15 protein-coding genes are annotated in these 13,552 nt (G+C 73.3%); 7 read left to right on the top strand and 8 right to left on the bottom strand.

Translation table 11 applies throughout. From position 1 onward, the window contains the following. Positions 1-19: 19 nt before the first annotated feature. Positions 20-607, bottom strand: a complete 588-nt coding sequence (gene def / locus ACSNOK_RS21980; protein ID WP_436782456.1) for a peptide deformylase — start codon at positions 605-607, stop codon at positions 20-22. Positions 608-771: 164 nt separating this feature from the next. On the opposite strand from def, the gene ACSNOK_RS21985 reads away from it, so the two are divergent. From ACSNOK_RS21985 to ACSNOK_RS22005, 5 genes are all read left to right on the top strand, one after another. Then, a complete protein-coding gene (locus tag ACSNOK_RS21985) occupies positions 772-2,010 on the top strand; it encodes a MurT ligase domain-containing protein (RefSeq protein ID WP_436782457.1) in 1,239 nt (412 codons plus the stop codon). 19 nt (positions 2,011-2,029) lie between these two features. Then, on the top strand, positions 2,030-2,758 hold the full coding sequence (locus tag ACSNOK_RS21990) for a type 1 glutamine amidotransferase (protein ID WP_004948762.1): 729 nt from the start codon (positions 2,030-2,032) through the stop codon (positions 2,756-2,758). A 121-nt stretch (positions 2,759-2,879) separates the two neighbouring features. Continuing rightward, positions 2,880-3,905, top strand: coding sequence for a 6-phosphofructokinase (locus ACSNOK_RS21995; protein ID WP_436782458.1), 1,026 nt, complete (start codon positions 2,880-2,882; stop codon positions 3,903-3,905). A 92-nt stretch (positions 3,906-3,997) separates the two neighbouring features. After that, positions 3,998-4,951, top strand: coding sequence for a cytochrome c oxidase assembly protein (locus ACSNOK_RS22000; RefSeq protein WP_436782459.1), 954 nt, complete (start codon positions 3,998-4,000; stop codon positions 4,949-4,951). Positions 4,952-5,091: 140 nt separating this feature from the next. Continuing rightward, positions 5,092-5,250 (top strand): hypothetical protein, encoded by a 159-nt coding sequence (locus tag ACSNOK_RS22005; protein ID WP_436782460.1) that lies wholly within the window; start codon positions 5,092-5,094, stop codon positions 5,248-5,250. A gap of 111 nt (positions 5,251-5,361) precedes the next feature. Here ACSNOK_RS22005 and ACSNOK_RS22010 read toward each other — a convergent pair whose 3' ends face one another. Continuing rightward, complete coding sequence (locus tag ACSNOK_RS22010; RefSeq protein ID WP_436782461.1) at positions 5,362-5,760, bottom strand: SSI family serine proteinase inhibitor; 399 nt, start codon at positions 5,758-5,760, stop codon at positions 5,362-5,364. A gap of 123 nt (positions 5,761-5,883) precedes the next feature. Then, the gene (locus ACSNOK_RS22015) at positions 5,884-7,275 is read right to left on the bottom strand and encodes an erythromycin esterase family protein (RefSeq protein WP_436782462.1); all 1,392 of its coding nucleotides are present in this window, start codon (positions 7,273-7,275) and stop codon (positions 5,884-5,886) included. On the opposite strand from ACSNOK_RS22015, the gene ACSNOK_RS22020 reads away from it, so the two are divergent. Together ACSNOK_RS22020 and ACSNOK_RS22025 are read left to right on the top strand one after the other, a co-directional pair. Continuing rightward, the gene (locus ACSNOK_RS22020; protein ID WP_436782463.1) at positions 7,261-7,455 is read left to right on the top strand and encodes a hypothetical protein; all 195 of its coding nucleotides are present in this window, start codon (positions 7,261-7,263) and stop codon (positions 7,453-7,455) included. The two genes, ACSNOK_RS22015 and ACSNOK_RS22020, sit on opposite strands and share 15 nt — an antisense overlap. 244 nt (positions 7,456-7,699) lie before the next feature. Next, the gene (locus tag ACSNOK_RS22025; RefSeq protein WP_436782464.1) at positions 7,700-8,539 is read left to right on the top strand and encodes a TIGR02452 family protein; all 840 of its coding nucleotides are present in this window, start codon (positions 7,700-7,702) and stop codon (positions 8,537-8,539) included. 167 nt (positions 8,540-8,706) lie between these two features. Here the strand turns inward: ACSNOK_RS22025 and ACSNOK_RS22030 are convergent, their stop codons facing one another. From ACSNOK_RS22030 to ureG, 5 genes are all read right to left on the bottom strand, one after another. Then, a complete protein-coding gene (locus tag ACSNOK_RS22030; protein ID WP_436782465.1) occupies positions 8,707-8,979 on the bottom strand; it encodes a hypothetical protein in 273 nt (90 codons plus the stop codon). 70 nt (positions 8,980-9,049) lie between these two features. Beyond that, entirely contained in the window at positions 9,050-9,886 is an 837-nt protein-coding gene (locus ACSNOK_RS22035; RefSeq protein WP_436782466.1) for an MOSC domain-containing protein, read from the bottom strand. Positions 9,887-10,059: 173 nt separating this feature from the next. Further along, on the bottom strand, positions 10,060-11,604 hold the full coding sequence (locus ACSNOK_RS22040) for an alpha/beta hydrolase (RefSeq protein ID WP_436782468.1): 1,545 nt from the start codon (positions 11,602-11,604) through the stop codon (positions 10,060-10,062). 162 nt (positions 11,605-11,766) lie between these two features. Beyond that, positions 11,767-12,675 carry an urease accessory protein UreD gene (locus ACSNOK_RS22045; protein ID WP_436782469.1) on the bottom strand — a complete coding sequence of 303 codons (909 nt, stop codon included), beginning with the start codon at positions 12,673-12,675 and terminating at the stop codon, positions 11,767-11,769. 77 nt (positions 12,676-12,752) lie between these two features. Beyond that, complete coding sequence (ureG, locus tag ACSNOK_RS22050) at positions 12,753-13,448, bottom strand: urease accessory protein UreG (protein ID WP_436782467.1); 696 nt, start codon at positions 13,446-13,448, stop codon at positions 12,753-12,755. Positions 13,449-13,552: the final 104 nt, after the last annotated feature.

The raw sequence follows: 13,552 nt of genomic DNA on the forward strand, positions 1-13,552 counted from the left end.
CCCCCGCGCGCCCCGCGCGCTACGGCACCGCCCGTACCCCCGCGCCCGCCCAGGGCGCCCGGCGCGCCGCGCGGAGGGTGCGCCGGTGGGCGGAGCCGGTGAGCCGGTCGAGGTAGAGGCCGCCGTCGAGGTGGGCGCACTCGTGCTGGAGGCAGCGGGCGAAGTAGCCGGTGCCCGTCACCCGCGCCGGAGCGCCGTCCAGGGTGAAGCCCTCGACCACCGCCTCGTCGGCGCGCGGCGTCGGCGCCTCCAGGCCGGGCAGCGACAGGCACCCCTCGGGGCCGCGCACCTCGACGCCGTCGGTCGCCACGAGCCGGGGGTTGACGAGGTGGCCGAGGTGGCGGACGTCCTCGTCGTCGGGGCAGTCGTAGACGAAGACCCGGAGCGGGACGCCGATCTGGTTGGCCGCGAGGCCGACGCCGTCGAAGGCGTACATCGTGGCGAACATCGACTCCACGAGGCCGGCCAGGTCGACGCGCTCCCCGTCGACCTCCACGGGCGCCGTGAAGTCCTCGACCTCGGCGCAGGGCGCGGCCAGCACCGGATCACCGAGCAGCCGCACGGGCCGCACGCGTCCGGAACTTCCGGGAATGGCACGTCTTCGCATGGGTCCACCCTACGGGGCCGGGGACGACGGTTTCGGGCCCACGGGCGGATCTCGATAGGCTGATCCCCGACCGAAGCCTCCTGGCTGACGATTCGGCGCGGAGGGGGCGTTCCGCCGGCGGACCAGGGGCAGGCGACGGCGCCGAACAAGGAGGATCTAGGACGATGGCAGGCAACTCGGGGCCGCTGTCCGCACGTGCCAAGCTGGCCGTGACAGCGGGCAAGGCCGCGGCAGCGGTGTCGCGAGCCGCGGGGCGCGGCAGCGGATCGGTGATCGGCGGCAAGGTCGCGCTCAAGCTCGACCCTGACCTGCTCGCCCGGCTGGCGACCCACCTCGACGTGGTCCTCGTCTCGGCCACGAACGGCAAGACGACCACGACGCGGCTGATCGCCGAGGCGCTGCGGGCCAGCGGCCCGGTGGTGTCGAACGCGCTGGGCGCGAACATGCCCGCGGGCATCACCTCCGCCCTGGCCGGCGGCTCGGACGCGCGCTTCGGCGTGATCGAGGTGGACGAGAAGTACCTGGCGATGGTCGCCCGGGACGTCTCGCCCAAGGCCATAGCGCTGCTCAACCTCTCCCGCGACCAGCTCGACCGCGCGGCGGAGACCCGCATGCTGGCGGAGAAGTGGCGGGAGGGCTTGGCCGGCTCCAAGGCGGTGATCATCGCCAACGCCGACGACCCGCTGATCGTGTGGGCCGCCTCGTCCTCGCAGAACGTGGTGTGGGTGGCGGCCGGCCAGGAGTGGAAGGACGACGCCTGGTCCTGCCCGTCCTGCGGCGGTGTGATGCAGCGCCCGGGCGACGACTGGTTCTGCGGCGAGTGCGGCTTCCGCCGGCCGACGCCGAGCTGGGCGCTCTCCGGCGACTACGTGCTGGATCCGCACGGGTCGGCGTGGCCGATCCACCTCCAGCTGCCGGGCCGGGCGAACAAGGCGAACGCCACCACCTCCGCCGCCGTGGCCGCGACCTTCGGGGTGCCGCCGCAGGTGGCGCTGGAGCGGATGTACCAGGTGCAGGCGGTGGCCGGCCGGTACGACGTGGTGACGTTCATGAACCGCGAGCTGCGGCTGCTGCTGGCGAAGAACCCGGCCGGCTGGCTGGAGACGTTCTCGCTGATCGACGGCCCGCCGGCGCCGGTGCTGCTGTCGGTGAACGCGCGGGGCGCGGACGGCACGGACACCTCGTGGCTGTGGGACGTGGACTACACCCGGCTCGCCGGTCACCCGATCTTCGTGATCGGCGACCGCAAGCTGGACCTGGCGGTGCGCCTGGAGGTCGCCGGCCTGGACTTCCGGGTCTGCGAGAGCGTGGACGAGGCCGTGCAGTCGGCCCCGCCCGGCCGGATCGAGGTCATCGCCAACTACACCGCGTTCCAGGACCTCCGCCGCCGCGTCGGCAACTGACCCGCAAAGGACCATGAGCATGAGCCAGAACAGTCTGCGTGTGGTGTGGGTCTACCCCGACCTGCTCAGCACCTACGGCGACCAGGGCAACGTCCTGGTCCTGGAGCGGCGCGCCCACCAGCGCCGGCTGGACGTCCAGCGCCTGGACGTCCGCTCCGACCAGCAGATCCCCACCTCGGGGGACATCTACCTGATCGGCGGCGGTGAGGACCGTCCGCAGCGGCTGGCGGCCGAGCGGCTGCGCCGCGACGGCGGCCTCAACCGGGCGGTCGCCAACGGCGCGATCGTCTTCTCGGTCTGCGCCGGCTACCAGATCCTGGGCCACGAGTTCATCAACGACCTGGGCCAGCGCGAGCAGGGCCTGGGCCTGCTGGACGTCTACAGCACCCGCGGCGAGGGCGAGCGTTGCGTCGGCGACGTGCTGGGCGACATCGACCCGCAGCTCGGCCTGCCGCCGCTGACCGGTTTCGAGAACCACCAGGGCGTCACCCATCTCGGCCCGTCCGCGCGGCCGTTCGCGCGGGTCCGCTTCGGCAACGGCAACGGCACGGGCGACGGCACCGAGGGCGCGTTCAACGAGACGGTCTTCGGTACGTACATGCACGGCCCGGTCATGGCGCGGAACCCGCACATCGCGGACCTGCTGCTGAAGCTGGCGCTGGACGTCAACGCGCTGCCGCCGGTGGACGACCGCTGGTACGACGCGCTGCGCAACGAGCGGATCGCGGCGGCGACGCAGCCCGCGTAGTCGCTCCGCACCGTCCACCGGACGGACGCCGGTGTTCCCCGTCACCCGCCCTGGGTAGGGTGGCGGGGATTCCACCGGACGACGGGGTCCGGTCGTCGGCCCTGTCACAAAGGTTTCCACCATGCGCATCGGTGTGCTCACCTCCGGCGGCGACTGCCCCGGTCTCAACGCCGTCATACGTTCCGTCGTGCACCGCGCGGTCGCCGACCACGGCGACGAGGTGATCGGCTTCCACGACGGCTGGCGCGGTCTGCTGGAAGGCGACCACCGGCCGCTCGACCTCGACGCGGTGGCGGGCATCCTGGCCTCCGGCGGCACCATCCTCGGCTCCTCGCGGGTCCGTCCCGAGCAGTTGCGGGACGGGGTCGAGCGGGCCCGGGAGCACGTCGCGGCGCTGGGTCTGGACGCGGTGATCCCGATCGGCGGCGAGGGCACGCTCAAGGCGGCCCGGCTGCTGTCGGACGGCGGGATCCCGATCGTCGGCGTGCCCAAGACGATCGACAACGACATCGCCGTCACCGATGTGACCTTCGGCTTCGACACGGCCGTCGGGGTCGCCACGGAGGCCCTGGACCGGCTGAAGACGACCGCCGAGTCGCACCAGCGGGTGCTGATCGTCGAGGTCATGGGTCGGCACACGGGCTGGATCGCCCTGCACTCGGGCATGGCCGCCGGCGCCCACGCGATCGTGGTCCCGGAGCGGCCCTTCGACATCGACGAGCTCACGGCCGTGGTGGGCAAGCGCTTCGAGGCCGGCAAGCGGTTCGCGATCGTGGTGGTCGCGGAGGGCGCGAAGCCGCGCGAGGGGTCGATGGCGTTCGAGAGCGGCGGCACGGACGTCTACGGGCACGAGCGGTTCGCCGGGGTGGCCCGGCAGCTGTCCGTGGAGCTGGAGCGGCGGCTCGGCAAGGAGGCCCGGCCGGTGATCCTCGGCCACGTCCAGCGCGGCGGCACCCCGACCGCGTACGACCGCGTCCTCGCCACCCGCTTCGGCTGGCACGCCGTCGAGGCGGCGCACCGCGGCGCGTTCGGGATGATGACCGCGCTGCGCGGCACGGAGATCACGCTGGTGCCGCTGGCGGAGGCGGTGGAGTCGCTGAAGACCGTGCCGGAGGACCGGTACGGCGAGGCCGACGCCGTGCTCTGACCCACTGCTTCGGGGATGCCCCCGGGCGCGGGTCACACGGGGGCCGCCTCTACTCTGGATCCGGCGCATCGGTCCTAATCGGGAGAGAGCGGATGGATCACAGCGGGCACGGCATGGACATGATGGACATGCCACCGTTCACCCTCGGACGGGGTCTGGAGTGGAGCGGTGATCCGTTCTTCACCACCGCCTGCGCCGTGGCACTGGCCCTCTACGGCTGGGCCGTGGTGCGGCTGTGGCGCCGGGGCGACAAGTGGCCGGTGAACCGGGTGGTGTGGTTCACCCTCGGTGTGCTTTCCGTGGCACTGGTGATGTGCACCAAGCTGAACGACTACGGCATGGTCATGTTCAGCGTGCACATGGTCCAGCACATGGTGATCAGCATGCTCTCCCCCATCCTGGTCCTGCTGGGCGCGCCGGTGACCCTCACCCTGCGCGCGCTGCCGGCGGCGGGCCGGGGTCGCAAGGGGCCGCGTGAGCTGCTGGTCGCCCTGCTCCACAGCCGTTACATGCGGATCATCACGCACCCGGCGTTCACGATCCCCATGTTCATCGCCAGCCTCTACGCTCTCTACTTCACGCCGCTCTTCGACTTCCTCATGGAGAGCCGGACCGGCCATATCGCCATGATGATCCACTTCCTGGCGGTGGGCCTGGTGTTCTTCTGGCCGATCATGGGTGTGGACCCCGGCCCGCACCGGCCCGGATATGTGATGCGGATGCTGGAGCTGTTCGCGGGCATGCCGTTCCACGCGTTCTTCGGCATCGCGCTGATGATGTCGTCCGAGCCGATGATCGAGACGTACAAGCACCCGATGGCCTCGCTGGGCATCGACGCGCTGGACGACCAGCAGGCGGGCGGCGGCATCGCCTGGGCCTTCAGCGAGATCCCGTCGGTGGTGGTGCTGCTGGCGCTGGCCTTCCAGTGGTACCGCTCCGAGCAGCGGCAGGCCCGGCGCAGCGACCGGCAGGCGGACCGGGACGGCGACCAGGAGCTGGCGGCCTACAACGCGTACCTGGCCTCGCTCCAGGCGCGCGGCCGGTGAACCGGCTCGGGCGCGGCTGAGCGACGAGCACCTTCAGCGCTGTGGCATTGACGGCCGCGGCCGGGGACGATGGTCTCCGGCCGCGGCTCGCGCATATGTGCGCCTCATATGTGCGCGGGGCCGCCGTGAGGAGGTGCGGGGTGCCCGGATCGACGAAGACGATGGCTTGGCTCACCGTGGGCGGCCTGGTGGCCGTGACCGCTTACACGGTGACGATGGGGGGCAACGGCTGGCTCTGGTTCGCGTGGGTCGTGCTGGGGCTGACGACGATAGGGGCGCTGGTGGCGCGGGGGACGTGAGCCCGGCGCCCCCCGGGGGCCCGCTCGGGAGCGGGGCTCGCCCGAGCGGGAGCTCGCCCGAAAGCGGGAGCTCGCTCGGAAGCAGAGGGTCACCCGGAAGCGGGCGGTCGCTCAGAAGCGGAACACCGGCCCGGTCGCCGCGTCGAGGGCGCACGGGCCGGAGTAGGTGCCCTTCCAGTGCACCTCGGCGGCTCCCCAGCGGCCGTCGGCCGCCGCGATGACCGGCTCCCGCTCCGCGCCGCACGGCCGGTCCTCGTGCGGGAGCGCGTTCGGCCGGCCGTGCGCCTCGGCGAGGCGCGCGCACGCCTCGGCAGCGTGCGGGTGCGGGCCGCCCGCCTCCGGGCAGGTCAGCCGGACGCCGCGGATCCAGGTGCGGTCGGCGCCGGAGAGGGTGAGCAGCAACTCGCCCCGCTCCGGGCCGGTTTCCGACTCCCCCGCGGCGGCCGGGGCGGCCGGCCAGGCGAGCACGACGGCCGCCGCCGCGGCGGCGAGGGGGGTACGTGAGGGCATCGCGGTACCTTCCGGGAAGCGCCGGGTGTGTCCGGGCGGGCCCGGATGCTCGCACACTCGCGGTCCGGATCGCCACTTTCGCCCCTCTTTAGGGGCAAAAGCAACATCTCAGCCGACCGTTCGCTACTCCTGGACGTCCTCGCTCAGGGTGGTGTCGGGGACGCAGACGATCCCGTCGAACGCCTCCAGGGCGGGGACTTCGATGAAGGCGGTGTCCAGCCGGGTGCGGACGGGCTCGGGGAGCCCGTGCCAGCGGGCGTACGCGCGCAGGGGCCGGGTGGCCACCAGCGCGGGCCGGCCGCCAAGGCCGGTGAACAGTGCCTCGACGCTGTCCGGGACGGCCTCCGGAACGGCGGCCCGGCCCCAGCGCATCCCGGCCGGGTGGTCGCGGTCGGGGACGTTCTCGACCGTCTCGCCGCCGTTGCCCGTCAGGGCGACGGCCACGTAGTCCGCGCCGAGCGCCCGGGAGAGCAGGTTGCCCATGGTCGTCACCGCGAGCGCACCGTCGGCCGCGTTGGCGGAGCGCTGGATGTGGGCGTTGTGCCCGACGAGGACGACGCGGGTGCCGGGGCCCGAGCGGTCGAGGAACTCCAGGAGGGTGTCGGCCAGATACCGCTCCCGCGCGGCGAAGCCGGCGGCGTCGGGCGCGCCCGCGAGCGCCTCGGCCATCGCCCGCTGGGCGCGGTCGGTGGTGACGGCCGCGCGGACGTCCGACAGCGCCGTCTCGTACGCCGTGCGCCCGGAGCGCTCGGTGTAGACCTCGCGCAGATCCGTGAAGCGGCCGAGCAGCCGGGCGAGCGCGGTGGTGAGGCGGTCCTGGACCGCCGGGTCCAGGTCGAGCCGGGCGTAGGCGGGGACCATCACCGTCCCGCCGGCCATGGGCTCGGAGATCTCCCGCGCGGCCTCCAGGAAGCGCAGGGCTCCGGGGTCGACGGTGGCCAGGTAGGCGGCTACGGGGTCCAGGACGGGCGCGAGCGAGCCGCCCGCCGTGGGAATGTCGCAGCCGAGGAAGCGAACCGGGTGCGCGGCGACGGCGTTGTGCCGGCGCTGCCACCGCAGGGTGTCCCGGACCTCGGCCGGCAGCCCCAGGCGCCGCACGCCGGCCGCGTCGGGACGGCCTGGGGCCACGAGCTCGTCGAGGTCGCCGGGCCCGCCCCGCACCCAGGCGTCCACGGCGCGGCCCTCGGCGGCGCCGTACTCCATGGCGCAGGCGGTGAAGCCGAGTTCCTCGACCAGGAACCGCAGCAGGCGGTGGCGCAGAAGCCCGAACTCCCGCACCAAGTGCGCGTTCTCGCCGAGCGCGACGACCCGGGCGTCACCGACGAGACCGCGCAGCGGCTCCAGGTCGTCGAGCGGGGCGTCCTGGTCGGCGCCGGGGCCGAGCGGGGCCATCGGGACGGCGTTGCGGGCGACCCAACGCCTGAGCCCCGCCGGGGCGACCGCCAGGGTCGGCCGGGCGGCGGGGAGGAGGTCGCGCAGGTCATTGGTGGTGTGGTCGTGGTGCTGTTCGTTCATGAGGAGTGCTCCGCGGTGTGCGTCATCGTCGTCGGAGCCGGGCAGCGCGAAGCACCGCACCGGCGGGGATCCGGATGCGGCGAACTGACGGAACGCTGGTGGCAGCTCGCCGCTCAGGCGGCGCTGCGGGGCTTGAGGAACCAGCTCTGGGCGGCGGAGAAGCACATGCGACGACGGTAACAACGGCCGGGACGGCGCCGCACCGGGTTTTCCGGAGCCCCTTCAGAGCGGGGATGGCCGGCGCGGATGTCATAGACACCGGTCGCCCTGCCCCGCACCGGGAGCCCGCGGAGCGGCTCCTCGCACGAGGCCACGCCGCGAACCGCCTACGCCGTCGCGCCCGACGGTGTGCGCACCCGTCGAAAAGCCATGGTCACCAAGGGTCTCACTTGCTTAGAGTCACCCCTGTGACAAGGAGTGACGGATGAGTGCACGGCTGCGCGGGATGGCGCAGGAGACGGAACGGATCGTCGCCGAAGGGCGGTACGCGGCGCCCGGTGGGCGTGTGGTGGAGATCGGCGACGCGGTGGTGGCGGCCCGGGCGGGGACGCGGATGTACGGGCCGGAGCCGGTGGCCGTACCGGAGCGGGACGGGGCCGGGGTGGCCACCGTGTTCGAGGTGACCGGGGAGGGCAGCCTGACGGCGGCCGGCCGGCTGGCGGCGGACGGGGACGGCGGCGCGGTCGCGGTGCTGAACTTCGCCTCCGCCCGTAATCCCGGCGGCGGTTACCTCAACGGCGCGCAGGCGCAGGAGGAGGCGGTGTGCCGGGGCTCGGCGCTCTACCGGTGCCTCCGGGAAGCGCCCGAGTTCTACGCCGCCCACCGGGCGGACCCCAGTCCCTTCTACAGCGACCGGGTGATCCACTCCCCCGGTGTGCCGGTCTTCCGCGACGACCGCGGCGACCTGCTCCGTACCCCGTTCCGGGCCGGGTTCCTCACCTCGGCCGCGCCCAACGCGGGGGTGATCGCGCAGCGGACGCCGGAACTGGTCGGCCGGATCCCGGCCGCGCTCGCCTCGCGGGCCGGGCGGGTGCTGGAGGTGGCGGCGGCGCACGGTCACCGGCGGCTGGTGCTGGGGGCGTGGGGCTGCGGGGTCTTCCGCAACGAACCGGCGCGGGTGGCCGAGGCGTTCGCCGGACATCTGACGGGCGGGGGCCGCTTCGCCGGGCGGTTCGAGCACGTGGTCTTCGCCGTGCTCGACCGGCGGGCGGACTCGCCGACGCGGGCCGCGTTCGCGACGGTGTTCGGGCGGGCGGGGGGCTGACGCACGCGCGGCGCTGTGACGGCTGACGAAGCGTCGGGCGGACGGGCGGGGTGGTCGCGCGCCCGCGTCGGGGGCTGTTCGCCGGCCTCTGTGCGGGACGGGGAGCGTTCGCCCCTCGGTGAGGCCGAGGCCGAGGCCGACGCCGCATCACCCCTCCCCCGCCCGCCTCACGCCGTATCCGCCGGCCGTCTCCGGGAGGCCGCCGCGCAGGTCGGGCAGCGGTAGCCCGCGCCGCCTGCGCAGACCCAGCCCAGGCCGTCGATGTACGGCATGGCCTGGTGGGCCTCGTGCAGCAGGTGGCCGAGGAAGTCGGTCTCCCGGTCCGGGGGCGGTTCGGCGATCACCAGGTCGAAGGTGGTGTGCTCGGCGCAGTCGCCGCGGTCGCAGGCGAGGCGGAAGCGCACGGGCCCCGGCGCACGGCCTTCGGTCGTCAGGCTCATGGGGGCATCGTCGTGGACCGCCCCGAGCCCCGGCAAGACGCGTGCGGCACACCCGTCCCGCCTCGGGGGCTCAGGATTCCGGTTCGCCCCAGGTGTCGACGGCCAGGGTGTCGCCGACGGAGAGTTTCCCCGGGCGCAGGACGGAGAACTTGGCGCCGAAGACGACACCGCCACCGGCCGCCCGCCGGTAGGTGGCGAGGGTGCGGAGCGGTTCCGGGCCGGCCTTCGTGCCGGTTTCCTGGGCGACCATGGTGACCGCGCAGCGGACGGCGAGCTTGGCGTAGGCCAGTTCGGTATCGCCGACGGTGAAGCGCCGCAGGCGGTCCTCGGTGTGGGGCTCGTCCCAGCCGTCGACGACGACGTTGGGGCGGAAGCGGTCGACGGGGAGCGGCCCGGCGCCGCGTTCGGCCAGCTTCCGGTCCAGCAGGGCGAGGGTGGAGCGGGAGAGCAGGTGGAGGGCGCCACTGTCGGCCCAGTTGGCGCTGCCGGGGGTGAGCCCGTCCGTGACGCGGTCGTGCTCCGGTGGCACCCGGACCAGCCGGCTGGGCGTTCCGAGCACGTCGGTGAGCCAGGCGGCGGCCTCCTCGCCCTGGTCGACGGCCCGGTAGGGCACGCCGAACATCTCGACGCCGCGCCGGGGGCCGGTGGTGTCCACCGTGACGGCGAGTTCGCCGGCGCCGGGGGCGCGCAGGGTGAGCAGCGCGCCGTCGGCGCCGATCTCCGGGCGGATCGTCGCCAGGAGCGGGTCCTTGCGCTGGCTGCGGAAGACCCCCTCGTCGTCGACGACCATGAAGGCGCGGTCGTGGGCGAGGCCCGTGGGCGTCAGGACCGCCTGGTCGAGGGGGGTCCCGGCGCAGCCCTTGACCGGGTAGGACGACAGTGCGACGACCGTGGCTGTTGCTGTCATGCGTGCGCGTTCCTGTCCGTTTCCTGTTCGCTGCTTACTCACTGCCTGTCCGCTTCCCTTCGCGTGGCACGTCACCCGCGGTTGTCCACGGATGCCGCACCGGGCCCGGAAAGAACCGCACCCCGGGCCGTGATCCGGCCCGGGGTGCGGAGCTGGTGTGCCCGTCGGCGGTGTTACTTGGCGGCCTTCGGCGCCGGGACGGCGTGCGGGGCGCACGTGACGTCCTTGGCGTCGACCTTGCCGGTGAGCAGGTAGGTGTCGACCCGGTTGTTGACGCAGGGGTTGACCAGGCCGGTGACGCCGTGCGAGCCGGCGCCCTTCTCCGTGATCAGGCGGGAGCCCTTGAAGCGCTTGTGCAGCTCGACCGCGCCGGCGTAGGGGGTGGCGGCGTCGCGGGTGGACTGCACGATGAGGGTCTGCGGCAGGCCCTTGTAGGTCTTGACCTCAAGCGGCGTGCCCTGCGGGCCCTTCCAGGTGGCGCAGGGGAGGTTCATCCACGCGTTGGACCAGGTCATGAAGGGGGCCTGGCGGTGAATGCGGGTGTTGTCGCGGTCCCACTTCTTCCAGCTGGTGGGCCACTTGGCGTCGGCGCACTCGACGGCCGTGTAGACGGCGTTGCCGTTCTCGGCGGAGACGGCACCGGCGAAGTCGGGACCGGCGGCCTCGACGAGGGCCTTCTTGTCACCGGCGCGGTACTTGGCCCAGGTGTCGGCGACCGGGATCCAGGAGGAGTCGTAGTACGCGGCGCTCTGGAAGAAGTTGATGAGCTCGGCCGGGCCGACGACTCCGCCGATCGGCTTCTTCTTCGCCTCGGCGCGCAGCTTCAGCCACTGGGCGTGCACCTTGGCCTGGCTGTTGCCGATGTGGAAGACGGAGTCGTACTTGGCGACCCACTTCTCCCAGTCCTTGAAGCGGCCCTCGAAGGCGACGTCCTGCTCCAGGTTGGCCTCGTACCAGATGTTGCTGGTGGCCGGGTTGACGACGCTGTCCACGATCATGCGGCGGACGTGGTTCGGGAACAGCGTGCCGTAGACGGCGCCGAGGTACGTGCCGTAGGAGACGCCCAGGTAGTTGAGCTTCTTCTCACCGAGGGCGGCGCGCACGACGTCGAGGTCGCGGGCGGTGTTCATCGTCGTCATGTACGGCAGCATCTTGCCGCTGCGCTTGGCGCAGCCGTCCGCGTACTGCTTGGCCAGCTTGCGCTGGGCCAGCTTCTCCGCGTTGTTCGCGGGCACCGGGTCGGCCTTGGGCGCGGCCACGAACTGCTTCGGGTCGACGCAGGAGATCGGGGCGGACTTGCCCACACCGCGCGGGTCGAAGCCGACGAAGTCGTAGGCCTTGGCGACCTTGGTGTAGATGGGGTTCTTCGTCGTGACCTTGCGCGGGAACTTCAGGCCGGAGCCGCCCGGGCCGCCCGGGTTGTAGACCAGCGAGCCCTGGCGCTCCTTGGCGGTGCCGGTGGAGCGGACGCGGTCCACGGCGATCTTGATCGTCGGGCCGTTCGGCTTGGCGTAGTCGACCGGAACGGTCACCCAACCGCACTGGATGGGCTTCTCCAGGCCCCAGGCGGCAGGGCAGTCCTGCCACTTGATGCCCGTCTTCGCCGCCTTCGCGGCGGCGGCCTGCACGCCCTTGGCCTCGGCGGCACCGCCGGGCACGCGCTCGGTGGCACCGGCCGACGGCGCGGCCAGGAAGCCCGCGACGAGGGCGCCGGTCATCACGGTGCCGGTCGCCGCGCCGAGTATCGCTTTAGGTCTCACGTGGGAATCCCCCTGCTGGGAACGCCGTCCTCGGATCGGGACGACGATGATCACAGAGCTGCACCAGGGATGATTCCGCCTCCCGTACCAAGATGGACAGGTTGTTCGGGTGAATCTTTACTAATCCGTAAGGATGACGTCATGACGGATGTCTCCCGTGGTGGCCTCCGCCTCCCCCGGATCGCCGGCCCCGGCCCTCGCGCGCGCACCGCTCGTCACCGCCGTCGTCGCCACTGTCGTCGCCGTCTCCGCCGCGCGCAGGAGCGTGCGCAGCCGGAGGGCGTCGGACGCGACGGCGCTCACCGCGACGGCCGGGCCGGCGAGCGGCATGGGGGCGGCCGTGGTCCCCTCCACGGCGGGCAGCGGCGGCGTCGGCGGCGCGTCGCCGAAGGCCGGGTCGACGACGAGCAGTTGTCCCACGGCCCGGTGGCCGCCGAGGACGGCGCCGCCGTCCCAGCCGGGCGCCCCCGGCCCGTAGGCCAGCTCCTGGTCGTAGAGCGGGCGGCCGGCGCGGTGGACGGTCAGCCGGGCGGTGAGCCGTCCCGGCGGCTCGCCCGCGCGGCCCAGCACCTGCTCCTCGCGGAAGAGCAGCCGGGCGGTGGGGGCGAGTTCGATCCGGGTGGTGGTGCGCAGGTCGCTGCCCGCGGCGGAGATCAGCGGCTCGGGGAGCCAGTGCAGGGTCGCGCCGTCCCCGACGGTGATCCGGATGTCGTACGTCGCCGGGGCTCCGGTCCTGCCGGGCAGGGCGAGCGTGGCGGCCGTGGTGGTGAAGCGGAGCGCGGCGCCGTCCGCCACGTCGGCCGTCATCGTCAGCCGGTCGCCGCCGAGCGGCGCGCTCATCGCGCCGACCAGCGTGATGTGGGCCACCGGCCCGCGGGGTCCGGTCCTGCGGAGCGCGAACGGCGCCTCGCCGGTCAGGACGGGCAGGGCGGTGCCGCCCCGGCCGTCCGGGGCGGCCAGGAGGCGGGCGGCAGCCCGGACGCCCGCCGCGGCCGGCGGACACGGCGCCCGGCCGGGGACCCGCGTCAGATCGGGGGCGGGCCCCGACTCATGCCCCGCCTCCGGCTCCGGCGCCCGCCTCGGTACCGGCTCCGCGAGCCCGGCCGTCACGCCCGGTTCCAGGCGGCGAGCCGTTCGCGCACCCAGTCCCGGACCGGTGCGACGCCGCCCTCGGCGGCGAGCGAGGTGAACACCACCGGCAGGTCGCCGCGTTGCGCCTTGGCGTCGCGGGCCATCCCGTCGAGGTCGACGCCGACGTACGGCGCGAGGTCCGTCTTGTTGACGACCAGGAGGTCGGCGGTGGTGATCCCCGGGCCGCCCTTGCGCGGGATGTCGTCGCCGCCCGCCACGTCGATGACGAAGATCTGGGCGTCGACGAGCCCCTTGGAGAAGGTGGCGGTGAGGTTGTCGCCGCCCGACTCGACGAGGACGAGGTCGAGGGGGTCTTCGATGGTGTCCTCAAGGTCCTCGATGGCTTCGAGGTTGGCCGAGATGTCGTCCCGGATCGCGGTGTGGGGGCAGGCGCCCGTCTCCACGGCGGTGATGCGCTCGGGCGGCAGGACGGCGTTGCGCAGCAGGAACTCGGCGTCCTCGCGGGTGTAGATGTCGTTCGTCACGACGGCGATCGACAGCTCGTCACGGAGGGCTCGGCAGAGGGCGGCCACGGTGGCCGTCTTGCCGGTGCCCACGGGTCCGCCGAGGCCGATGCGGAGCGCTCGGCGCTTGCCGTTCGCGCGGAGGGCGGGTTGGGCGGAGTAGGTGTGACGGTGGGGGTAGGGGGTGGTGGAGTGGTCGAGGTGCATTGTCGGGTCTCCCTTGGGTGGGTGGTTGCGGTCTTTTGGGGTGCCCCGGCCCCGCCCTTTCACCGTTTCTTGCGGGGGCAGGCCCCCGCAAGAAACGGTGAAAG

This window comes from Streptomyces sp. URMC 126 (assembly GCF_051386555.1).
In the GTDB taxonomy this organism is placed as follows: domain Bacteria; phylum Actinomycetota; class Actinomycetes; order Streptomycetales; family Streptomycetaceae; genus Streptomyces.